This window comes from Hyphomonas sp. CACIAM 19H1, from assembly GCF_003325995.1.
GTDB lineage: Bacteria > Pseudomonadota > Alphaproteobacteria > Caulobacterales > Hyphomonadaceae > Hyphomonas > Hyphomonas polymorpha.
Genome location: NZ_CP016437.1, coordinates 1,178,013 through 1,197,976 on the forward strand (window position 1 = coordinate 1,178,013; position 19,964 = coordinate 1,197,976).

The 19,964-nt window shown below is 62.7% G+C and carries 23 protein-coding genes; 6 read left to right on the plus strand and 17 right to left on the minus strand.

Features of this window, described 5'->3' with window-relative positions:
• Positions 1–3: 3 nt before the first annotated feature.
• From BBF93_RS05675 to BBF93_RS05700, 6 genes are all read right to left on the minus strand, one after another.
• Positions 4–1,659, minus strand: a complete 1,656-nt coding sequence (locus tag BBF93_RS05675) for a M28 family metallopeptidase (protein ID WP_114105278.1) — start codon at positions 1,657–1,659, stop codon at positions 4–6.
• 32 nt (positions 1,660–1,691) lie between these two features.
• Complete coding sequence (locus tag BBF93_RS05680; RefSeq protein ID WP_035594805.1) at positions 1,692–2,273, minus strand: GNAT family N-acetyltransferase; 582 nt, start codon at positions 2,271–2,273, stop codon at positions 1,692–1,694.
• The gene (locus tag BBF93_RS05685; RefSeq protein WP_035594465.1) at positions 2,270–2,671 is read right to left on the minus strand and encodes a ketosteroid isomerase-related protein; all 402 of its coding nucleotides are present in this window, start codon (positions 2,669–2,671) and stop codon (positions 2,270–2,272) included. Before BBF93_RS05685 ends, BBF93_RS05680 begins: the two co-directional genes overlap by 4 nt.
• An 81-nt stretch (positions 2,672–2,752) precedes the next feature.
• Positions 2,753–4,237, minus strand: a complete 1,485-nt coding sequence (locus tag BBF93_RS05690) for an MATE family efflux transporter (RefSeq protein WP_114105279.1) — start codon at positions 4,235–4,237, stop codon at positions 2,753–2,755.
• A 4-nt stretch (positions 4,238–4,241) separates the two neighbouring features.
• Positions 4,242–5,522, minus strand: a complete 1,281-nt coding sequence (pyrC, locus tag BBF93_RS05695; protein ID WP_035594470.1) for a dihydroorotase — start codon at positions 5,520–5,522, stop codon at positions 4,242–4,244.
• Entirely contained in the window at positions 5,519–6,466 is a 948-nt protein-coding gene (locus BBF93_RS05700; protein WP_035594472.1) for an aspartate carbamoyltransferase catalytic subunit, read from the minus strand. Before BBF93_RS05700 ends, pyrC begins: the two co-directional genes overlap by 4 nt.
• Before the next feature lie 74 nt (positions 6,467–6,540).
• Here BBF93_RS05700 and BBF93_RS05705 point away from each other — a divergent pair, with 74 nt between their 5' ends.
• On the plus strand, positions 6,541–7,254 hold the full coding sequence (locus BBF93_RS05705; RefSeq protein ID WP_114105280.1) for an endonuclease/exonuclease/phosphatase family protein: 714 nt from the start codon (positions 6,541–6,543) through the stop codon (positions 7,252–7,254).
• Between the two features lie 47 nt (positions 7,255–7,301).
• Here BBF93_RS05705 and BBF93_RS05710 read toward each other — a convergent pair whose 3' ends face one another.
• Positions 7,302–8,228, minus strand: coding sequence for an AEC family transporter (locus BBF93_RS05710; RefSeq protein ID WP_114105281.1), 927 nt, complete (start codon positions 8,226–8,228; stop codon positions 7,302–7,304).
• A complete protein-coding gene (ruvX, locus tag BBF93_RS05715) occupies positions 8,225–8,680 on the minus strand; it encodes a Holliday junction resolvase RuvX (RefSeq protein ID WP_114105282.1) in 456 nt (151 codons plus the stop codon). The genes BBF93_RS05710 and ruvX overlap by 4 nt, the downstream gene beginning before the upstream one ends.
• 76 nt (positions 8,681–8,756) lie before the next feature.
• On the opposite strand from ruvX, the gene gatC reads away from it, so the two are divergent.
• The gene (gene gatC / locus BBF93_RS05720) at positions 8,757–9,044 is read left to right on the plus strand and encodes an Asp-tRNA(Asn)/Glu-tRNA(Gln) amidotransferase subunit GatC (RefSeq protein ID WP_035594483.1); all 288 of its coding nucleotides are present in this window, start codon (positions 8,757–8,759) and stop codon (positions 9,042–9,044) included.
• Positions 9,045–9,068: 24 nt separating this feature from the next.
• Here gatC and BBF93_RS05725 read toward each other — a convergent pair whose 3' ends face one another.
• On the minus strand, positions 9,069–10,208 hold the full coding sequence (locus tag BBF93_RS05725; protein ID WP_114105283.1) for a zinc-binding dehydrogenase: 1,140 nt from the start codon (positions 10,206–10,208) through the stop codon (positions 9,069–9,071).
• Positions 10,209–10,331: 123 nt separating this feature from the next.
• On the opposite strand from BBF93_RS05725, the gene BBF93_RS05730 reads away from it, so the two are divergent.
• Positions 10,332–11,315 (plus strand): GSU2403 family nucleotidyltransferase fold protein, encoded by a 984-nt coding sequence (locus BBF93_RS05730; RefSeq protein WP_114105284.1) that lies wholly within the window; start codon positions 10,332–10,334, stop codon positions 11,313–11,315.
• 14 nt (positions 11,316–11,329) lie between these two features.
• Here BBF93_RS05730 and BBF93_RS05735 read toward each other — a convergent pair whose 3' ends face one another.
• Together BBF93_RS05735 and BBF93_RS05740 are read right to left on the minus strand one after the other, a co-directional pair.
• Positions 11,330–11,716: an SET domain-containing protein gene (locus BBF93_RS05735; protein WP_035594490.1), complete on the minus strand. Its 387-nt coding sequence runs from the start codon at positions 11,714–11,716 to the stop codon at positions 11,330–11,332.
• A 54-nt stretch (positions 11,717–11,770) separates the two neighbouring features.
• On the minus strand, positions 11,771–12,205 hold the full coding sequence (locus tag BBF93_RS05740) for a DUF6491 family protein (RefSeq protein ID WP_114105285.1): 435 nt from the start codon (positions 12,203–12,205) through the stop codon (positions 11,771–11,773).
• Positions 12,206–12,342: 137 nt separating this feature from the next.
• On the opposite strand from BBF93_RS05740, the gene gatA reads away from it, so the two are divergent.
• The gene (gene gatA, locus BBF93_RS05745; protein WP_035594497.1) at positions 12,343–13,815 is read left to right on the plus strand and encodes an Asp-tRNA(Asn)/Glu-tRNA(Gln) amidotransferase subunit GatA; all 1,473 of its coding nucleotides are present in this window, start codon (positions 12,343–12,345) and stop codon (positions 13,813–13,815) included.
• A gap of 10 nt (positions 13,816–13,825) precedes the next feature.
• Positions 13,826–14,314, plus strand: a complete 489-nt coding sequence (locus BBF93_RS05750) for a hypothetical protein (RefSeq protein WP_035594499.1) — start codon at positions 13,826–13,828, stop codon at positions 14,312–14,314.
• Here the strand turns inward: BBF93_RS05750 and BBF93_RS05755 are convergent.
• Positions 14,283–14,681, minus strand: a complete 399-nt coding sequence (locus BBF93_RS05755; protein WP_114105286.1) for a hypothetical protein — start codon at positions 14,679–14,681, stop codon at positions 14,283–14,285. The genes BBF93_RS05750 and BBF93_RS05755 overlap by 32 nt on opposite strands.
• A gap of 176 nt (positions 14,682–14,857) precedes the next feature.
• Here BBF93_RS05755 and gatB point away from each other — a divergent pair, with 176 nt between their 5' ends.
• Positions 14,858–16,366, plus strand: coding sequence for an Asp-tRNA(Asn)/Glu-tRNA(Gln) amidotransferase subunit GatB (gene gatB, locus BBF93_RS05760; protein ID WP_114105287.1), 1,509 nt, complete (start codon positions 14,858–14,860; stop codon positions 16,364–16,366).
• 212 nt (positions 16,367–16,578) lie between these two features.
• Here gatB and BBF93_RS05765 read toward each other — a convergent pair whose 3' ends face one another.
• Genes BBF93_RS05765 through BBF93_RS05785 form a run of 5 tightly spaced genes read right to left on the minus strand, consistent with a single transcriptional unit; the run spans position 16,579 to position 19,946 of the window.
• Positions 16,579–17,013 (minus strand): HIT family protein, encoded by a 435-nt coding sequence (locus BBF93_RS05765; protein ID WP_035594506.1) that lies wholly within the window; start codon positions 17,011–17,013, stop codon positions 16,579–16,581.
• The gene (locus tag BBF93_RS05770; protein ID WP_114105288.1) at positions 17,010–17,573 is read right to left on the minus strand and encodes a DUF2007 domain-containing protein; all 564 of its coding nucleotides are present in this window, start codon (positions 17,571–17,573) and stop codon (positions 17,010–17,012) included. Before BBF93_RS05770 ends, BBF93_RS05765 begins: the two co-directional genes overlap by 4 nt.
• Positions 17,570–18,733 (minus strand): GNAT family N-acetyltransferase, encoded by a 1,164-nt coding sequence (locus BBF93_RS05775; protein ID WP_114105289.1) that lies wholly within the window; start codon positions 18,731–18,733, stop codon positions 17,570–17,572. Before BBF93_RS05775 ends, BBF93_RS05770 begins: the two co-directional genes overlap by 4 nt.
• 11 nt (positions 18,734–18,744) lie before the next feature.
• The gene (locus tag BBF93_RS05780) at positions 18,745–19,479 is read right to left on the minus strand and encodes a glycerophosphodiester phosphodiesterase family protein (RefSeq protein WP_114105290.1); all 735 of its coding nucleotides are present in this window, start codon (positions 19,477–19,479) and stop codon (positions 18,745–18,747) included.
• Positions 19,480–19,484: 5 nt separating this feature from the next.
• Entirely contained in the window at positions 19,485–19,946 is a 462-nt protein-coding gene (locus BBF93_RS05785; protein WP_035594512.1) for a RidA family protein, read from the minus strand.
• Positions 19,947–19,964 lie beyond the last annotated feature (18 nt).

The window sequence follows — 19,964 nt, forward strand, 5'->3', positions numbered from 1 at the left end:
GGGTCAGGGCTCCATCGGGCCGTTGAACTGGCGGGCGAAGAAGTCGTCCTTCCGCCAGAGGGGGCGCTGGTCCGCATTGGCGAGGGCAAGCGCGATGCGCGCCTTGATGGCGGCAAAGCGGGCGGCAGCGTCAAAGTCGATGGAGTTGGCCATGTCGTCGGACGGGCGGTGGTAGTTCGTCGTCATGTGGCGGGCGAACTCTTCAGCGCCGCCATTCTCCCAGCCGGGGATGAGATAGACCGACGGAATGCCCGCTTCGACGAAGCGGAAATGGTCTGACCGGGTGAAGAGGCCCTGATCGGGCACCGGGTCCGGGCTGAGGGTGATGTCCATCTCGGCGGCCGCCTTCTCGACTTCCTCGATGATGGTGGAGCGGGCGCCACCGAACACCACCAGATCGGTGAAGGGGTAGGTCAGGATCGGCATGTCGAGATTGACATTGGCGACAATGTTGCCTTTCGGCACGGTCGGGTTCAGCGCGAAATATTGCGCGCCCAGGAGGCCTTTCTCTTCAGCGGTCAGGGCGATGAACATGACGGAGCGTTTCATCGCGGGGCCGGCCTTCAGCATGCGGGCGGCCTCCAGCAGGGTGGCGATGCCGCTGGCATTGTCGAGCGCGCCATTGTTGATCTGGTCGCCTTCGATGCCGCGTGTGATGCCGATATGATCGAGGTGCGCGGTCAGCACGATGACCTCATTCTTGAGCACCGGGTCCGTGCCTTCGATCATGCCGATGACGTTGGCGGATTGAACCTGATCGTGCGTGGACGTCTGGGTGAGGTGGATGGTGTAGGGAAGCGCGAAGCTCTTTACAGTGCCGCCTTCAGCCTCGGCGGTTTCCAAGATGGCTGGCCAGCTTTCGCCGGTGCCTTCGAACAGCTTCGCGGCGCTGTCGAGCGAGACCGAAGCGCCGGCCTTGATGTTGGGCGCCCTGTCGAATGGCGCGCCGTCTGCGCTGATCCAGGTGAGGCTGGCGCCATCGAGGCGGCCTTCACGGATCAGGCGCTCGAAAGGATAAACACCGCGTGAGGTCGCCGTTTCCAGCGTGACGATACCGATTGCCCCGCGCTCGGAGGCGTTCACGAACTTGCGGCTACCGTAAAAGGCGCGCTCTTCGCTCTGGATGCCTTTCGGCGTGCCCGAGAGCATGACGGCAATCTTGCCGTTGAGGTCGAGTCCTGCATAATCGTCCCGGCCAAGATCAGGCGCGACGATACCGAAGCCGACGAATACGGCTTCACCGGTCACATCGGTTGAGGGTGCGGAGAGGGAATTGCCCATGGCATAGTCCACATTCTCCGTAAACGGAACGGGCGCGCCGGTAGCAGTGTTGGTAACTTCCATCAGCCGGCCTTCGGGCGCGCGGACAGAGCGCAGGAAGGTGATCGTCTGCATATAGCTGCCAGCGTCTCCGGCAGGCTTGAGGCCGATCTCGGAAAACTCGGCGGCAACATAGTCTGCGGCCAGGTCAAAGCCTGGCGTGCCCGCTTCACGGCCTTCCAGATCGTCAGAGGCCAGGAATTCCATATCGGCGCGGATGTTTTCCGCGTTGGCCTCGGGCAGCTCTGCCGGGGCGGGCGGTGGCGGAGGTGCCGCGGGCACGCAGGCGCCGAGCATCAGAGCGGCGGCGAGCACAAGGCTGGGCAGGGATCGGGACATTCAGCAGTCTTTCTTCGGGATAGGCGGCGGGATCAGAACTCGCGTAGCCAGTAATTCATGGGGTGGGTGAAGTCTGGTCCGCCGGGCATTGTGGGCCAGGCAAATTCCGTAACAAGGCCTGGCAGTTTGCGATAGCCGCGCTTCTGCCAGAAACTGTCGAGCGGGCTGTAGTCCGCCGGTCTCTGGGGATGGTCTGCCGGGCGGTCTACAGCGCAGAAACAGGCGCGGGCATAGCCCCGTTCCTGCGCGTGTGTTTCACGGGCATCGAAGAAAGCATGGCCGAGGCCCCGCCCGCGATAGCCGGATTTCAAAACCGACTCCCCGAAATAGAAGGTGGAGGCAAGATCAAAGCCGGCGTCTCTCAACGGCGCTGCAAACTCGCCGTGATGATCATCGATGGCCGATCCGGTGGCGCAGCCAATAATCTCGCCCTCTTCTTCGGCGGCAAAGATGAAGGCATCGCGCGCTTTTGCAAAGGTGCGCAGGTATTTCTGCTCGTATTCTTCCGTGCCTGCATAGAGATAGGGGAAGGTCGCAAACACTTCGATGCGCAGGCGCGCCAGCGCGGGGAGGGCGCGCTCCAGATCTTCTCCCGTCAGAGGGCGGACGATCATGAGACCTGCCGGATCCATTCCTTGAGATTGTAATAGGTGGTGACGCGCTGAATTTCACCATCCTTCACATCAAAGAAGGCGCCGGCGGGCAGGCGGTATGTCTGGCCGTTGGCTTCGGGCAGGCCGGCATCTGTCTTCTTGTAGACACCGTTGACGATGAACTCCGCCGAGGCGCGGGTGCCATCCGGGGAGGCCATCACCACGATGTCGGTCAGGGTCTCGTCATAGCAGTCATCCATATGCGCGATGAAGTCTGCAAAGGCTGCGCGCCCGCCACGCTTGTCGCCCTCATTGACGAAGTGATTGATGTTTTCCGAAACACAGCCCGCCATGGCGTTCCAGTCCTTGGCGTTGAAGGCGGCGTAATAGCGGCTGATGAGCTCGGGCGTGGGGGTCATTCGGGCATTCCTGCTTAGCGGCGTAAAAGAATTTGAGCCGATTATATCCCGCGAATCCGGCGCGCCAACACTATGCGCAGCCTAGTCTTCACTCTTCCGGCGCGGCGGACGCGGCGGATTGGCCGCGGCGCCGATGGAAGAGGTGGTTTCGCCTGAAACGGTGGCCGCCAAGGCAGACGCTTCGGCGGTATCGGCATCCGGCACGCGCATGTCGCGCTCGCTGCGCCAGTTGCCGAACCGGTAGAGTACGATGGCGAGCAGCATGGTGACCACCATGCCCGCCGGGAAGCTGTACCAGATGGCATCCGAACCAAGCCAGTCTTGCAGGCCATACGCAAAGCCGAGGCGTACCGGGAACATGGAGATGAAGAGGATGATCAGCGGCCAGATGACCTGCCCATTGGCGCGCACCGTGGCGAACAGCACCATGGTGACGGCAAAGGGTATGAAGCCCCAGGTGGCGAGACGCGCGATGTTCTGGCCGATGGCCACCGCGTCACTGGCGCCGCCAAGGAAGATCGTCATCGCTGCCCGGTCGGTCAGCAGGAGCAGAACGACCAGCGCGCCGGTGAGGGCAAGGTTGAACAGGATGCCGGTGCGGGTGATCTGGTCCACCCGGTCCCACCTGCCTGCGCCGATATTCTGAGCGGCCATGGCGCTGACGGCGGCGCCGATGGCCATCGCCGGCATCTGCACATAGGTCCAGAGCTGCTGGGTGGCGCCGAAGGCGGCGGTGGTGTCGACGCCCTGCCGGTTGACGAGGGACATCATGGCCAGCAGCGAGCCGGAGATAACGATCATCTGCAGGCCCATGGGCAAGCCCTTCACGACCATCAGACGCAGGATGGAAAGGTCCGGCTTCAGGTATGACAGCTCCAGCCCGCGCAGACGCAGTGGCAGGTCGCGGCGGTAGATGTAGACCAGCATGGCGATGAGGCTGATATAGTTCGCCAGTGTCAGCGCCAGGGCCGAGCCGCCGATGCCGAGGCGCGGAAAAGGGCCTATGCCGAGAATAAGAAACGGGTTCAGCGTTGCACAGATAACAACCGCCACCGCCATGAAAATCAGCGGTGTCATCGCGTCGCCCGCCCCGCGCAGGGCCATCATCAACATCGTCATGATAAGGATGGCCGGCAGGGCGAGGAAGATGATCTGGAGAAACTGAATGGCCAGGGGCACGACCTCAGCCGGCGTCTCCAGAACACCGAGCAGCGCGGGCGCCAGGAACCAGCTGGCAATGGCGAGCGCGGCGGAGACAGGCAGGAATGTGCCGATCACCGTGCCGACCACGCGGCGGGCAGCCGTGACATCGCTGCGTCCCATCGACTGACCGATCAGAATGGTGGAAGCCATGCCGAAGCCGAAGACAAATGCCGTCAGCAGGAAGACGACCAGGTTTCCGTTGGTCGTCGCGGCGACGGCATCTTCGCCGAGGAGGCGGCCGACCCAGATCGTGTCAATCGAGCCATTGGCCGATTGCAGAATGGAGGAGGCGAGTGTGGGCAGCGTGAAGGAGATCAGCGCCGGGCCGATGGGGCCCGTAGTAAGGTTGTTGCCCTTCTGCATTCCCTTACCGCTTGAACACCCGTTCTCCGCCCACGAAGGTCTGCATCACGCGGCCCTGAAGGCGGCGGCCATCGAAGGGGGAGTTGGTTGAGCGGGAGAGAAGGTCTTCGCGCTCACAAAGCCAGGGCTTGCCGGGATTGAAGAGGATCATATCTGCCGGGGCATCCTTGGCGAGGCGGCCTTGCGGGAGGCCGAGTATGGTGGCCGGGCCGAGGGTGACCGGGGCGATGGCTTCAAGCAGTGTGAGCGGGCCATCATGGTGCAGGTTCAGCAGGGCCGAGAGCACGGTTTCAAGGCCGGCCGCGCCGAAGGCCGCCTCGCCGAAGGGCAGGCGCTTTTCTTCCGGGGGCTGAGGATCATGGGCGGAGACGACAGCGTCGATTTCGCCGGCTTTCAGTGCGGCGATCAGGCCTTGGCGGGTGGTCTCATCCCGGAAGGGCGGGTTCACCTTGCAATAAGTCAGGTAGTCGCCGACATCGCGTTCGTTGAAGAAGAGGGAATGGGCGGCCGCCGTGGTGTAAACCTTCGCGCCGCGCTTGCGGGCGGCGGTGGCGATTTCCAGCGTGCGGGCGGTGGACACCTGATCGAGGATCAGCGTGCAGCCGGTCTGCTCGGCCAGCGTCACATCGCGCATGGCGCCGATCCATTCGGCGTCTGCCGGAATGCCGGAGAGGCCTGCGCGCGCGGCAAAGGCGCCGGCATTCATCACGCCGCTGCCGGTCAGAGCGCGCTCGTCGGGGCGGGACATGACGATGGCGCCGCGGCTGGCAGCATATGCCATCGCGCGCTTCATAACCTGCGCATTGGCGATAGGAATATCGCCATTGGTGAAGAGGATTGCGCCGGCGTCTGCCATCAGGCCAAGCTCCGCCATCGCTTCGCCGGTCAGCCCTACGGTGAGGCCGCCAGCAGGATAGATGCGGGCTTTGGAAGTTTCACGCGCGCGCTCGGCGATGAACTGGACGAGGGCGACATCGTCGATGACGGGGCGCGTATCCGGCATCACGACGAAGCTGGTGATGCCGCCGGACAGGGCCGCGCGCGAAGCCGTTTCCAAGGTTTCCTTCTGCTCGTCGCCAGGTTCGCCGGTTTTGACCCGCATGTCGATCAAACCCGGCGCCAGGCAGAGGCCGCCGGCATCGAGGGTTGTTTTTACGCCGGTGAACGTCGCTTCAGCGCCTTCGCGGATGTCCTTGATCCTGCCTTCTTCGATCAGGATTGCGCCGGGGGCATCAAGCTCCGTGGCCGGATCAAGCAGGCGGGCGTTGACGATCTGCAGGCTCATGATTTTCCTCCGGCAAGAAGGTGGAGGACGGCCTCGCGCACGGCGACCCCCATTTCGACCTGCTGGGTGATGACCGAGCTCGGCCCATCGGCGATCTTGCTTTCGATCTCGACGCCGCGGTTCATCGGGCCGGGATGCATCACGGTGGCATTGGGCTTGGCAAGGGCGAGGCGCTCGGCGGTGAGGCCGAAATAGCGGAAATATTCCCGGCGGCTGGGCAGGAAGGAGCCGTTCATCCGCTCCAGCTGCAGGCGCAGCATCATCACGACATCAGCGCCCTTCAGCACAGCGTCGAAATCTGTGCCGGCGCTTTCGGCGCCCCATGTGTCCGTACCCGGAGGGATCAGCGTTCTGGGTCCGCAGAGATGCACGCGCGCGCCCATCAGGTGGAGCGCCATCGTGGTGGAGCGGGCAACGCGGCTATGGGCGATGTCTCCGCAGATGACCACTTTGAGCCCCTCAATGCGGCCCTTGACACGGCGTATGGTCAGCAGGTCCAGCAGCGCCTGGGTGGGGTGTTCATGCGTGCCGTCGCCGGCATTGATCACGGCGCAGTCGACCTTCCGGGAGAGCAGCTTTGCCCCGCCCGAGGCCGAGTGGCGAACAACGAGCGCGTCCGGCTTCATGGCGTTGAGCGTCATCGCCGTGTCGATCAGCGTTTCGCCCTTCTTCACCGAGGAATTGGCCACCGGCATCGACACCACATCGGCGCCAAGGCGGCGGGCGGCGATCTCGAAGCTCGACATCGTGCGGGTGGAATTCTCGAAGAAGAGGTTCACCACCGTCTTGCCGGTCAGCACCGGATCAGGCCGGATGCCCCCGCGGGTCTTCTCGGCATAGCTGTCTGCAAGGTCGAGAATATGGGCGATATCGAGGGGATGAAGGCCTTCGATTCCGAGCAGATGCTCGTGCGTGAAGGTGTAGTCTGGCCTACGCGGCGCCATCGGAATACCTCAGATTTGCGGCGGTGTAGGCGGGATTCTCCGGCGGGGCAAGTGTTGGTAGGGAGTGGCGTACAATGCGGCTGGTTAACTGGAATATCGAGCGCAATGACCCGGCCTCGCCCAAAGCTGCGTCATTGATCGCGGAGATTGGCGCGCTCTCGCCGGATATCATCTGCCTGACAGAGGCTTGGGAAGGATCGCTCGAAGCGTTTGGGGGGTATGTGCTGGCGGCACAGGGCGTGGCGTGGAGCCGCCAAGCAACGGGGGAGCGCAAGGTTGTACTTTGGTCGCCCCACCCCTGGGCGGATATTGACCCGATGGAGCAAGCAGCCGCATTCGGAGGCTCTGTTTCGGCCTGCACACAGATTGGCGGGCGCAATGTGCGGATCGTCGGCATCTGCATTCCCTACCATATGGCGAGTCCGCTGGGGCAGGTGCCGAAAGCGCGCGTATGGGAACAGCATGAGCGGTTTCTGGAAGTATTGATGCCTTATCTTCACCGATGGCGGCAGGATGGGCCGGTGATCGTGATGGGCGATTTCAATCGCCGGATGCCGCGCACTTATGGCTCTCTTCGGTCATACGAGATGCTGGAGCAGGCCTTTGAAGGATACGAGATCGCAACGCGCGGAAAGCTTCCTGGCATTGAAGCGCAGACCGTGGATCATGTGGCAGTGGTGGGCGCGGTGCGGGTGACCGGTGTGGCAGGGCGATCTGCGGTCAGCCCGCAGGGGCTGGTGCGCTCGGATCACTTCGGGGTGGTGGTAGATTTTGAGCTGCGGGGTTGAGCCGCCCGATTCCTCGACTTCGCTGATGATGACGATTGGGGGCGGGTTCAAACCGCCTCCAGCCACAGGATCAGGGCCCAGGTCAGCGGCAGGGTGAGGCTGGCCAGCACGGTTTGAACCGCGATGAGGTTTGCGGCGAGCGTTGTGTCACCGCCGAGTTCGCGGGCGAGGACGTAGGAGTTCGGGGCGGTGGAGGTGGCTGCGCAGAGGAGGGCAATGGCCAGCGGCAATCCGGAGAGCCCGAGCGGCAAGCCGATCGCTAGAACCAGCGCCGGCATCCCGAACAGGCGGATGAAAGACCAGGTGAACGTGCGCAGGCCCGCGCGGGTGAGCGCCTTGAGGTCAACCCCCGCCCCGGCGCTGAGCAGGCCGGTGGCAATGGCGGCGTTGGCGAGGATGCGCAGGGTTTCATCTATTGCGGCAGGAATTTCGATGTGGGCCGCAGCCAGGCCAATACCGATGACGCAGGCGATAACCAGCGGGTTGCGCGTCATAGCCAGGAAGGGCCGGGGTTTGACGCCCGGTGGGCGGTCTGCATGCGCAGTGAGGGCGTAGACGGAGATGACGTTCGCTGCCGGGATCATGACAGCTGCGGCCAAACCCACTAGGGCGACGCCCTCGTCGCCAAACAGCGCCGCGCCGAGGGAGAGGGCGATAATCGTATTCCAGCGTACGTTTGACTGGATGATCGTGCCAATCGCGGGCCGGTCGATGCCGGGCCAGCCATAGGCGGCCAGGCCGACCACGCCCATTGCGCATTGGGCAGCCACCAGCGTGGCCACCATCTGCCAGGGGGCGGTGTCAAACTCTGCATTCGCCAGCGCCCGGACGATAAGGGCGGGCAGAAGGACCAGGAAAGAGAGCCGGTCGATGGCCCGGAAGGCTTCGGGCTGTATCCAGCGGCGCGTCGATAGCAGCTGGCCGAGGGCAACGATGAGAATGACCGGCAGCAGCGCGATGAGAAAGGCGTTCACGGGCGCTGCTCCAGCCGAGAGAGGGCGTCCTGCAGGATGATGGCGGCGGCGGCGGCGTCGATTCCTGCCTCGCGGTGGCGGCGGGAGGCCCCGGCGGCACGCAGCACATCGCCCGCCTCGGCGGAGGAATAGCGCTCATCCTGGAAGGCGACCGGCAGGTCGCGCACCTTCAGGAGGCTGGACACCAGCGTGCGGACGGACTGGGCGCGCGGGCCCATGCTGCCATCAACATTCAGCGGAAGGCCGACGATCAGGCCCACGGCCTCGCGCTGATCGTAGACCTGGAACAGGCGCTCGAGCGCCGGGGCGAGCTTCTTCTTGAGGATCGTCTCTACGGGCGAGGCCATCATGCGGATACGGTCTGTCGCGGCGACGCCAATGGTTGCGGTGCCGGGGTCTATGCCCAGCAGGACGCCCTCGCGGGGCAGGTCGAAGAGATCCACCACAGCCATATTCCCGCGTCCCTTACAGCCTTGATGGGCCTCTGCCTATGGCGTATGGGGCAGGGAGTTTCAGGAGCCTGCACCCATGAGCGTTACCCGCGACGATGTCCGCAAAGTTGCCCGCCTGTCCCGCATTGCGGTGCCGGAAGAGCGGCTGGACGAGCTTGCCGGGGAACTCAACGGCATCCTTGGCTGGATCGACCAGCTCAATGAGGTGGATGTCGAGGGCGTGGAGCCGCTGACCTCCGTGGTCGAGACGAAGCTGCCGATGCGCGAAGACGTGGTAACGGATGGCAACATCCAGGACCAGGTGCTGGCGAATGCGCCGCGCAGCGAGCACGGGTTTTTTGTTGTGCCGAAGGCGGTGGAATAACCACCGCCTCCCGCTGACTATTCATTATTTCGCCGGATTGATCAGATACTTCGTGCCCGTCGCTTTGGCGTTGTAGGCGTGGAGCGTGTCGAGATCGAGCGCTTCGGCGAGCGAGATTTCGGCGGTGTAGTGGCTGGCGAAGGTGGTTGTCAGCTCGTCCATCACGCGCTGGCGCATCTTGGCGCGCACTTCGGCGCCCGCCTTCTGCAGGAACGGGGTCAGCAGGTAGCCGGAGAGGTTCCACGCAAAGCCCACGCCCGGCGGCACGGTGGTCGGCGACATGTCGAGCCGGCCGTAGATGTAGACCTGCGTTTCCTGGCCAGAGCCATAGCGGCTGAACTCTTTCATCTTGCGGCTGGCAGCCGCTTCCATGGCGATCAGCAGCTGGCCGGCGAGCGGGCCTCCGCCGATCGCGTCAAAACCGAGCGTGGTGTCGGTTTCAGCAAGGGCGGTGATCAGCTCTTCCATGAAGTTGGGAGAGGTCGAATCGACGATGTATTTCGCGCCGAGGCCTTTCAGGAGGTCGGCCTGCTCCTTCTTGCGGACGATGTTGACCAGCGGGACATTGTCCTTCTGGCAGATCTTCACCAGCATCTGGCCGAGGTTTGAGGCGGCGGCCGTGTGAACGATGCCCTTGCGGCCTTCCATGCGCATCGTTTCCACGAAGGAGAGCGCCGTCAGCGGATTGACGAAGCAGGAGGCGCCATCGCGCGAGGTGGCCCCGGCAGGCAACTCCATCACCTGGGCGACGTTCAGCATCCGGTACTGAGCGTACATCTCGCCGCCAAGACCGGTGACGCGTTTGCCGAGCAGGGCCTGGGCCGCGGGGGATGAACCAGCTTTGACGACGACACCGGCGCCTTCATTGCCGACCGGCATCGACTGGTCGAGCCGGGCAGCCATGGCGCGCAGGGCAGCCTGGGGGACATCGGCAGTGATGACGGGGCGCTCTTTCGTGCCGGAGGCTTTGGCCGTGCGCATGTCGGCGCCGCCGACCAGAAGGCCAAGGTCTGATGGGTTGATCGGGGTCGCCTCGATCTGGATCACCACATCATCCGGGCCGGGCTCCGGCACGGCCACTTCAGCCAGTGACAGCTCCAGCTTGCCGTCTTTGGTGACAAGGCTGCGCAGTTGCAGGCCGGTTGCGGGCACAGTGTGGGACATTCTTTCCTCCATTTTGGTGTAGGGCTGTACCATCGGGAAACGATGATGCCGGTCAATCCAATATATTGATTTTTATAAATTTATCCCATAATAATAAAAAAATCAAAATCATGGGATAAATCGGTGGCAGTCAAACCCTTTTCTGATGAGCAGCTTCGAACCCTCATTAATCTGCGCCAGCGCTATGATGTGTGGATGGAAGCTGAACGCCGGTTGGCGGATATGTCGTATGACCTGAGGCGCAAGACGGTCGATGGCAAGACCTATCTCTATGAAATCTTTGATCATAGAGGCAATGGGCGTAGCCTTGGCCGCATGAATGATGCGCTCGAGGAGCGTTTCAGTGCATATCGGGAAGCAAAGCAGGGCGCGCAGACCCAGCGGGATGCTGCTCGGTCGATGTTGAATGAAAGCGCGCGCCTGTACCGGGCGCTGCGTTTGCCAATGCTTTCCAGTGGCGCTGGCCCGATCCTTCAGGAGTGCGACCGAAGAGCGCTTCTTGGCAGCCATTTGCTTGTTGTGGGTACAAATGCGCTTGCGGCGTATTCGATCGAAGCGGCAGGCTTTCTAACAGGCGCGCCGGATGAGACGGATGACTTTGATCTCGCCTGGTCTGCGACGGAAGTTCAGGAAGGAGAGCTTCCTGTCTGGACAATGCTGAAAGCTGTTGACCCTACATTTACGGTGAATACGGAGCGTACGTTTCAGGCGCGCAACGCAAAGGCTTATGAGGTCGAGATTCTCGTCGCGCCCTCAAGACATGCCACCATGGGACGCAATGACCAGCCAAAGCCAGTGCCCCTGCCGGAGCAGGAATGGTTGCTGCTGGGAAGTCCGGTAGATCAGGTTGCTGTCTGCCGCGACGGCACACCGGTCAGGATTGTTGCTCCTGATCCCCGATGGTTTGCACTTCAGAAGCTTTGGATGTCGGAGCAGGCAAAGCGCAACCCGTTAAAGCGCCCAAAAGACAGGCGGCAAGGTATTGCTTTGTTAAACGCTGTTCAGGCGATGATGCCCCATTACCCGTTAAATGAGGTTTTTGAGAGCGGAATTCCAGAAGATCTGCTGCGTTTTTACGATGACTGGCGCTCGGGCAGGCTGACCTGAAGTGCAGCTAAATTTCAGATCGCCTCGTCAGCAAAGTCTTCGTAATCAATAAGAATTTCATCGCCCGCTTTCAGGGCGACACGCGATGTCAGGGTGACGGTTTCTGCTTCGCCGTCAACGTAGAAGTCTGCGTTTGCATCGGGGCTGTGATTGCACATCGAGATCTTGCCGAAGGCGACAGCGGCCCGCACGGCGCCGTCTTCCTCACGCTCGTCAACATAGAAGACGTAATGATAGACCCGCGTGGTCTTCAGCCGCTCTGTGTCTTCATGCGACAGGATGAGCAGCGGATAGACGCCAAGCAGCGCGCCGGCCGGTATGTCGGTTGAAGCAAACAATCCGCGTCCGTGAAGGGGCGAGGTTTTGACCTCGACGCGCGCGCCCCCAGATGATGTGGTCATGAGCGGGGTGTCTAGCACGCCCGGAGGCTGTCGCCATCCGGGGGCCAAGGAAAATTATTCGGCCGGGGTTTCGGGGGCAGCTTCAGCGGGCTTTTCGGCTTTCCGGTCCCATTTGCGGATTTCTTTGATAAGGCAGCGCTGCGGACCCATGCCGGTGCCGCCAGGGGTGTGGCCGACAATAAGGGCATCGCTCCGGGTCAGGCATCCCGTGGTGGAATCGATGCCTATGCTCTGGGCATATTCCAGATCCGGGCAGGCGCCGAACACCTCGACCATATACTCATCGCGCCCTTCGCGCAGAATGACCGTGTTGCGCTTGTTATCGCTGAAACCGTCGATGCTGGAGGCAAAACAGATGCGGTCTACCGGCGCGCCGAGGCGCGGGTCATCGGCGTAGGCGGCAATTCCCTGGGGCGTTCCTGTGCCGGGCGCCGATTGGCAGGCAGCCAGAAGGGCCGTGGTGAAAATAAGGGCCGCAGATCTCAGCATGGGGAACTCCAGGGGCAGGGCAGGCTCAAGCCCTACTCTGCACCTGGCCCGGAACCGCAGCAAGCGGCCTCACGGACACTTGAACTTTTGGGCATTGGGGCCTAGCAGGCGGGGGTTATTATCCATGGGATTTCCCGATGACCGACCTGACCGACCTGACCCTCGCCGCCGCGCTGGATGGGCTGAAATCCAAGCAGTTTTCCTCGGTGGAGATCACGCAGGCATTCCTGTCGGCCATGGAAAAGGCCCGCATCCTCAACGCCTATGTGGTCGAGACGCCGGAAAAGGCGCTGGAAATGGCGAAAGCCTCTGATGCCCGGATTGCCAAAGGCGAGGGTGGCAAGCTGGAAGGCGCGCCGCTGGGCATCAAGGATCTTTACTGCACCAAGGGCGTGCGCACGACTGCCTGCTCCAACATCCTGGGCGAGTTTACCCCCACCTATGAGTCGACCGTCACCCAGAACCTCTGGGACGAAGGCGCCGTCATGCTGGGCAAGCTCAACATGGACGAGTTCGCCATGGGCTCGTCCAACGAGACCTCGCGCTTTGGCCCGCCGATCAACCCCTGGCGCCGCAAGGGCGACAATGCCGGGCTGACGCCGGGCGGCTCATCGGGTGGTTCGGCGGCGGCCGTTTCGGGCAATCTCTGCCTTGCCGCCACCGCGTCTGATACGGGCGGCTCCATCCGCCAGCCTGCTTCCTTCACCGGCACGGTCGGCATCAAGCCGACCTATGGCCGGGCCAGCCGCTATGGCATGGTGGCATTCGCCTCCTCGCTGGATCAGGCCGGCCCGATCGCCAAGACCGTGGAAGACAGCGCGCTGCTGCTCGAGATCATGTGCAGCCATGATCCAAAGGATTCCACCTCTCTGAACATCGAAACGCCCGACTGGCGCAGCGATGTGCGCAAGGGCGTCAAGGGCATGAAGATCGGCATTCCGAAGGAATACCGCATTGAGGGCCTCTCCGAAGAGATCGACGCCCTCTGGCAGCAGGGGATCGCCTGGCTGAAAGCGGCGGGCGCGGAGATCGTCGACATCTCCCTGCCGCACACGAAATACGCCCTGCCGGCGTATTATATCGTGGCGCCTGCCGAGGCTTCGTCAAACCTCGCCCGCTATGATGGCATGCGCTATGGCGCGCGCGTTGAAGGCAACAACCTGACGCAGACGTATGAAGCGTCTCGCGCCAGCGGCTTCGGCAAGGAAGTGCAGCGCCGCCTGATGATCGGCACCTATGTGCTCTCTTCGGGCTATTATGATGCCTATTATCTCCGGGCACAGAAGGTTCGTGCAAAGATTTTGCAGGATTTCGTGGACGCTTTCGAAACGTGCGACGCGATCCTGACCCCTGCCTGTCCGTCGACCGCCTTTGCCTTTGGCGAGAAGTCCGGCGATCCGATCGAGATGTATCTCATGGATGTGTTCACGGTGACGGCAAACCTTGCCGGCCTGCCGGGCATTGCGGTGCCTGCTGGCCTTTCGGCCAATGGCCTGCCGCTTGGTCTGCAGGTAATCGGCAAGGCGCTGGACGAAAGCGCCTGCTTCCGCGTGGGTGGCGCCCTGGAAGATGCAGCGGGCTTTGTGGCCAAGCCGGAGCGCTGGTGGTAATATTGGGCTTATGACCCGATTTCTTATCATTTTCGCCATCACGCTGGGCATTGCGTTCACCTTGATGGCCAGCGTGCTTACCCAGAACGGCTACAGCATGTTTGCCCCTGAAATGCAGACGATGATCGCCGTCTGTATCGCCGTGGCGCTGTATGTCGCGTGGCGGATTTCCAATGTCCTGCGCCGCCGCCAGGAGGACGCGATCCCCAGCGAGGGCGGCAGCAAAAAGCCCGTTGCTTTCGGTCTGGGCTCGCTGACCGGCGGAAAGAGCCGCGCGCTGCGTGAGCGGGAAGCCCGCGTGGCGGCCAGACGGCGCCGCCTCATCCAGGAAGGCAAGCTGCAGGAAGAAGAACCCGCCGCCCCGGAGCCCCAGCTTGTCTCCGAACCGGCCCCTCAGGCGGAAGCGCCCACACGGGCGGCTTCTACCGCCACCATGAAAGAAAAGATGGCCGCGCGCGCCGAGCGTGTCAGGCGGGCGCGGGAAGAGGGGAAGATCTAGGCGCGCGGGGCGAGGGCGCGGCCTTCGCTGGCGTGACCGGAGCCTTCGTGCCGCCGCCGGGGCGGTCTTCATCATCGTCATCACCTTGCGAGGCTTCTGCCGCGTCCCGGCTGCGATCCGTGATCCGCGAGAGATAGACACCCGCCCCGATCAGCCCGCCAATCGGCCCGAACTGCAGCAGCATGGCGGCCACGAAAACGAACGGCACGTGGAGTTCCAGGTGGCTGAAACTCAGGAAAATGCCCGCCACCAGCGCCGTGCCAAGCGCAAGGCCGCAGGCAAACCCCGCCACAATATGTTTGAGGAAACCGCGCGCGATCGACCGTTCCTCTGCCTTCGCGCCATCGAGAATCATCTTGAACAGCATGGCCGGGCCGGCTCCTTGTGCGGCCGGGCTGATTTTGCGCCATCCGGGGATAATTTGAAGCCCTTTTTTGGCCGCGTTGGAAAGGCGGGCGCGGTGCGGTGTCAGCGTGTCTCGACAGGGCCCGCCAGCGGGGGTTAGAAGGGCGCCCTAATTGCAGGTATTGATTGAGAGAAGCGATGACCGAGCGCACCCCCTACCGCATCAAAGGCGAAACCGGCGACTGGGAAGTCGTCATGGGGCTCGAAATCCATGCGCAGGTGGCCTCTAACGCCAAGCTCTTCTCCGGCGCCTCCACCACCTTTGGCGCTGCCCCCAACTGCAACGTCTCCCTGGTGGACGCGGCGATGCCGGGCATGCTGCCGGTGATCAACCGTTTCTGCGTTGAGCAGGCGATCCGCACCGGCCTCGGCCTGAAGGCGCAGATCAACACCTACAGCCGCTTTGACCGGAAGAACTATTTCTACCCCGATCTGCCGCAAGGCTATCAGATCAGCCAGTTCGCACACCCCATCGTGGGCGAGGGCGAGATAGAGGTGGATGTCGAAGTGCCGGGCAAGGAGGACTATTCCTTCCCCTGCCGCATCGAGCGCCTGCACCTGGAGCAGGACGCCGGCAAGTCGATCCATGACATGGACCCGAACTCGACCTATGTGGACCTCAACCGCTCGGGCGTCGCGCTGATGGAGATCGTCTCCAAGCCGGACGTACGCTCACCCGCCGAGGCCGCTGCCTATGTGAAAAAGCTGCGCGCCATTGTCATCGCGCTGGGCACCTGCGACGGCGACATGGAGAAGGGCAACCTGCGGGCGGACGTGAACGTCTCCGTCTGCCGCCCCGGCCAGTATGAGAAGTTCCGCGAGACGGGCGATTTCAGCCATCTGGGCACGCGCTGCGAGCTCAAGAACATGAACTCCTACCGCTTCATCCAGCAGGCCATCGAATATGAAGCCCGCCGCCAGATCGAGATCATCGAAAGCGGTGGCAAGGTCGATCAGGAAACCCGCCTGTTCGATCCGGTGAAAGGCGAAACCCGCTCCATGCGCTCCAAGGAAGATGCGCATGACTATCGCTATTTTCCGGACCCGGACCTTCTGCCGCTGGAAGTCGAACAGGCCTGGATCGAGGAAATCCGCGCGTCTCTGCCGGAGCTGCCCGACCAGAAGCGCGCGCGCTTCGAAAAGGACTACGGCCTCTCCCGCTATGATGCGGGCGTGTTGACCTCTGATGCCGACAAGGCCGCCTTCTTCGAGGAAGCCGCCAAGGGACGGGATGCGAAGCTCACCGCTAACTGGGTAACGCAGGAACTGTTCGGCTATCTCAACAAGGAAGGGCTGGAGCTGTCGCAGAGCCCGGTTTCTGCCGGTTCGCTTGGTGGGCTGATCGAGCTGATCTCGAACGACACGATCAGTGGGAAGATTGCCAAGGATGTCTTTGCCCGGATGATTGCGGGTGAGGGCGAAGCGGCCGCCATCGTCGAGAAGCATGGTCTGAAACAGGTCACCGATACGGGCGCGATTGAAAAGGTTGTTGACGAGATCATCGCCGCAAACCCTGATCAGGTCGCCAAGGTGAAAGATAAGCCGCAGACGCTCGGCTGGTTCGTTGGCCAGGTGATGAAAGCTTCGGGTGGCAAGGCCAACCCCAAGGCTGTGAACGACATCCTGAAGGCGAAGCTGGGGATTTGATCCCCGTCTCTGAGCACAATCAGCTCAACCTGAACTTCAAAGCAGACCCTCACCTCCCACGCCCTTCGGGCGTGGGCCCCTCCTCTCCCACTTCATGGGAGAGGGGTTTTCACCGCGCCGTCTCACGCAACAAATAATCTGGATGTGATTGATCCCTCCCGCGTTGCGGGAGAGGAGAGGCCCATCGCAAAGCGATGGGAGGTGAGGGGCTATCAAATCGCCGCGCGGATCTTCGCTGCCACTGGCTCCAGTTCCTCCGGTGTGGCCATCGTGCCGCCGCCATGGCGGCCTAGCTCGCGGCCTTCCCAGATCGGGATGATGTGAAAGTGCAGATGGAACACGGTTTGCCCTGCGGGCGCGCCGTTGAACTGCATCACGCGCAGCCCGTCCGGCTTCAGGCCCCACTCGACCGCCTTTGTGACCCGCTGCACGCGGAGCATGTAGCTGCCAAGATAATCTGGCGGCATATCGAGAAAATTGCGGGCCTGGATGCCCTTGGGGATGACCAGCGTATGCCCTTCGCTCTGCGGGAACACATCCATGAAAGCGAGGGCGACATCATCCTCGAACACTTTCAAGCTCGGCATGTCGCCGCGCAGGATTTTGGCAAAGATATTGTCGGGATCGTAGGCTGCGTGAAGGGTCATGCGCTCTGCTTCTGCCTTGCTCTCTGATTCAGGAACCGGCGTGCAAGAAACACGAAAACCGATAGAGGGACAAGGAAGTAAGCTGCGGTGGCTATTTGCGCGAGGGCCAGCACCAGCCAATTTCTCCAGTCAAAGTGCAAGGGTATGAGCGACCAGTCAAAACCGTAGATTCTTGCGTCGGCGAGGGCTTTGAGGACCCCTATGATCAACGCAGGGATGACGATCAGCGGCAGAGCGGCCAGACCGGTATAGTAGCTGAGAAGGATGTAGTAGCGAAGCCGTTTTGGTTTCAACGGGTAGTCTTCCAGTGTTGGAAACTCGGCAGACAGGCGATCGTCGGCACTCTCGGCGTATTCGATGATCGCCCGCCTGGCAGCATCGACCTGACCGGAGGGCACCAGAACGCCGACACCGCCCAATGCCTGAAGGGCGCCCCAGTCGATCATTGCATGATGCCAGTTTTCAAGACTCGCTGGAATGCCCGCATCATTCAGGAGGGCGCAGACAATCGCCGCTTCCTCTGCGCTTGCGCATCTCCTGATAGTGACTGCCCCGCTCATTCCCCTTTCTTAAACGGAGTTCTCTCCTTCAGGTAGCCGAAATCCTCGTCAACCGCCGCGCGCTCGCGCTTCAGATAATCTGCCACTGCGTCGCGGAAGCCGGGATGGGCGATCCAGTGGGCGGAGCGGGTGAGGACGGGGCCATAGCCGCGGGCAAGCTTGTGGCCGCCCTGCGCGCCCGCTTCCACCGTTTTGAGGCCGTGCGCGATAGCGTAGTCAATCGCCTGATAATAGCAGGTCTCGAAATGCAGCATCGGCCGTCCGTCCAGCGTGCCCCAATAGCGGCCATAGAGCGTGTCGGAGCCGACTAGGTTCATCGCGCCGGCAATGATGCGGTCTTCCTCGCAGGCAAAGATGAAGAGAAGATCGTCAGCCATCCGTTCGCGGAGCATCGAGAAGGATTTTCGCGTGAGGTAGGGCGAGCCCCATTTGCGGCTGCCGGTGTCCATGTAGAACTCGAAGAAGATGTCGAGGTGTTCCTCGGTGATCTCCGCCCCGCGCACATGCTGGAAGGAAAGCCCGGCTTGCGCCTTCGCCCGCTCCTTGCGCAGGTTCTTGCGCTTCGCGGAGGAAAGGGTGGCGAGGAAATCGTCAAATGATCCGTATCCGTCATTCTGCCAGTGAAACTGCTGGTCGGTGCGGATCAGAAGGCCGGCCGCCTCAAGGAAGGGCGCCTCGGCCTCATCGATAAAGTTGATGTGCATCGAGGAAACGCCCGTCTGCTCGGCCAGTTGCAGCGCGCCGTCCAGCAGCGCGGCATGATAGGCGTTGGCGTCCGGCCCCGGCCCCACCAGCAGGCGGCGCCCGGTCACCGGCGTGAACGGTACCGCGCACAACAGTTTGGGGTAATATGCCCCGCCGGCCCGCTCCCAGGCTTCGGCCCAGCTCTGGTCGAACACGAACTCGCCGCGCGAATGGTATTTGAACCACGTCGGCATGGCTGCCCGCAGGCGCCCATTAGCATCGCGAACCAGGATATGCGCGCCGCGCCAGCCGGTGCGGGGCGAGGCCGCGCCGGAGCTTTCCATCGCTTCCAGGAATTCCCAGGTCAGGAACGGGTCATAGGGAACGCCGGGCGGATTGGCGACGGCGTTCCATTCGGCCGGATCAATACCGGCGAGGGAGGAAACAGAGCTGATCTGGGGGAGGGCGGCGTCCATGGCCCTCAAATCTAGGGCGCGATCACGCCAAGCGCCAGCGCCGGACTGAAGTGTTCGAAGATCACGGCAGGTTGATGCGGCTTGAGGGCGGCAAGGTCTGCCTCCGTGCGCACGGTCCACACCACAAACGGGATATCCCGCCCCTCCAGCGCAGCGGCGGCGCGGGCAGCGTCAGTGTAATGGACGGCCAGATAGTCGATCCCATCGGCGATGGCCGCTTCCGCGAAGGCATCGAAATAGGCCTCGCCGTACTGCGCGCTGGGCGCGATCAGCTGGCCGCGCATCAGGCCTTCTGGCAACGCGCGCACGGCGATGTCGGAAAAGCTCATGGCCGCAGCAAGGCCGGGCCAGTCCATCAACCGCTCGCCCACCCTGCGGGCAAAGGCGGCGGGGTCTGTGCTGCCGTCGATCTTCATCTCCGCCAGCATCGGCAGGCGATGCGGCCAGAGGGAGAGCAGATCCTGGAAGGAAGGCAGAGGCTCATCCCCGCCATTCAGGCTGCGGGTCTTGAGGGTGCTGGCCGGCAGGGTTTCAAACGCGCCTGCTGCGCCGGTCATCCGCTGCAGATCCGGATCATGGAACACCATCACCTCGCCATCGGCCGAGGGGCGCAGGTCAAACTCGATGCCAAGGCCGGCTTCCGCCGCTGCCCTGAAGCTGCCGAGGGAATTCTCCGGCAGGCCGTCCTTCGTCCACAGCCCGCGATGGGCATAGGCAAAATCCTTCAGGGCAAAGCGGCGGGCCATCGGGATCAGGCGATCTCGAAGATGGCGTCGACCTCAACGGCCACGCCAAGCGGCAGGGTGGGGCACGCCACGGCCGAGCGGGCATGGGCGCCTACTTCCGGGCCGAACACGTCGACCATCAGGTCCGAGCAGCCGTTCACCACCTGCGGAATGTCCACAAAGGATGGCGCCGCATTGACGAAGCCGCCCAGCTTCACAACGCGCTTGATGCGCGAAAGGTCGCCCACGGCCGCCTTGGCCTGCGCGATCAGATTGATGCCGCAGATGCGCGCGGCCTGCTGGCCGGCGGAGAGTTCCATATTCTCGCCCAGGCGGCCCATGATGCGGCCCTCGGCCGTTGCCGAAACCTGCCCCGAAACGAACAGCATGTTGCCGGTGATCACGAAGGGCACGTAGGTGGCGACCGGCTTCATCGGCGTCGGCAGGGCAATGCCAAGGGCATCAAGGCGGGCTTCGGGTGTGGACATGGGGTTACTCCTGTAAGC

What these genes read in the sequence shown, in the direction of transcription:
- BBF93_RS05675 (WP_114105278.1), bottom strand. Translation starts at nt 1,659, where the DNA reads ATGTCCCGATCCCTGCCCAGCCTTGTGCTCGCCGCCGCTCTGATGCTC.
- BBF93_RS05680 (WP_035594805.1), bottom strand. Translation starts at nt 2,273, where the DNA reads ATGATCGTCCGCCCTCTGACGGGAGAAGATCTGGAGCGCGCCCTCCCC.
- BBF93_RS05685 (WP_035594465.1), bottom strand. Translation starts at nt 2,671, where the DNA reads ATGACCCCCACGCCCGAGCTCATCAGCCGCTATTACGCCGCCTTCAAC.
- BBF93_RS05690 (WP_114105279.1), bottom strand. Translation starts at nt 4,237, where the DNA reads ATGCAGAAGGGCAACAACCTTACTACGGGCCCCATCGGCCCGGCGCTG.
- pyrC (WP_035594470.1), bottom strand. Translation starts at nt 5,522, where the DNA reads ATGAGCCTGCAGATCGTCAACGCCCGCCTGCTTGATCCGGCCACGGAG.
- BBF93_RS05700 (WP_035594472.1), bottom strand. Translation starts at nt 6,466, where the DNA reads ATGGCGCCGCGTAGGCCAGACTACACCTTCACGCACGAGCATCTGCTC.
- BBF93_RS05705 (WP_114105280.1), top strand. Translation starts at nt 6,541, where the DNA reads ATGCGGCTGGTTAACTGGAATATCGAGCGCAATGACCCGGCCTCGCCC.
- ruvX (WP_114105282.1), bottom strand. Translation starts at nt 8,680, where the DNA reads ATGGCTGTGGTGGATCTCTTCGACCTGCCCCGCGAGGGCGTCCTGCTG.
- gatC (WP_035594483.1), top strand. Translation starts at nt 8,757, where the DNA reads ATGAGCGTTACCCGCGACGATGTCCGCAAAGTTGCCCGCCTGTCCCGC.
- BBF93_RS05725 (WP_114105283.1), bottom strand. Translation starts at nt 10,208, where the DNA reads ATGTCCCACACTGTGCCCGCAACCGGCCTGCAACTGCGCAGCCTTGTC.
- BBF93_RS05735 (WP_035594490.1), bottom strand. Translation starts at nt 11,716, where the DNA reads ATGACCACATCATCTGGGGGCGCGCGCGTCGAGGTCAAAACCTCGCCC.
- BBF93_RS05740 (WP_114105285.1), bottom strand. Translation starts at nt 12,205, where the DNA reads ATGCTGAGATCTGCGGCCCTTATTTTCACCACGGCCCTTCTGGCTGCC.
- gatA (WP_035594497.1), top strand. Translation starts at nt 12,343, where the DNA reads ATGACCGACCTGACCGACCTGACCCTCGCCGCCGCGCTGGATGGGCTG.
- BBF93_RS05750 (WP_035594499.1), top strand. Translation starts at nt 13,826, where the DNA reads ATGACCCGATTTCTTATCATTTTCGCCATCACGCTGGGCATTGCGTTC.
- BBF93_RS05755 (WP_114105286.1), bottom strand. Translation starts at nt 14,681, where the DNA reads ATGCTGTTCAAGATGATTCTCGATGGCGCGAAGGCAGAGGAACGGTCG.
- gatB (WP_114105287.1), top strand. Translation starts at nt 14,858, where the DNA reads ATGACCGAGCGCACCCCCTACCGCATCAAAGGCGAAACCGGCGACTGG.
- BBF93_RS05765 (WP_035594506.1), bottom strand. Translation starts at nt 17,013, where the DNA reads ATGACCCTTCACGCAGCCTACGATCCCGACAATATCTTTGCCAAAATC.
- BBF93_RS05770 (WP_114105288.1), bottom strand. Translation starts at nt 17,573, where the DNA reads ATGAGCGGGGCAGTCACTATCAGGAGATGCGCAAGCGCAGAGGAAGCG.
- BBF93_RS05775 (WP_114105289.1), bottom strand. Translation starts at nt 18,733, where the DNA reads ATGGACGCCGCCCTCCCCCAGATCAGCTCTGTTTCCTCCCTCGCCGGT.
- BBF93_RS05780 (WP_114105290.1), bottom strand. Translation starts at nt 19,479, where the DNA reads ATGGCCCGCCGCTTTGCCCTGAAGGATTTTGCCTATGCCCATCGCGGG.
- BBF93_RS05785 (WP_035594512.1), bottom strand. Translation starts at nt 19,946, where the DNA reads ATGTCCACACCCGAAGCCCGCCTTGATGCCCTTGGCATTGCCCTGCCG.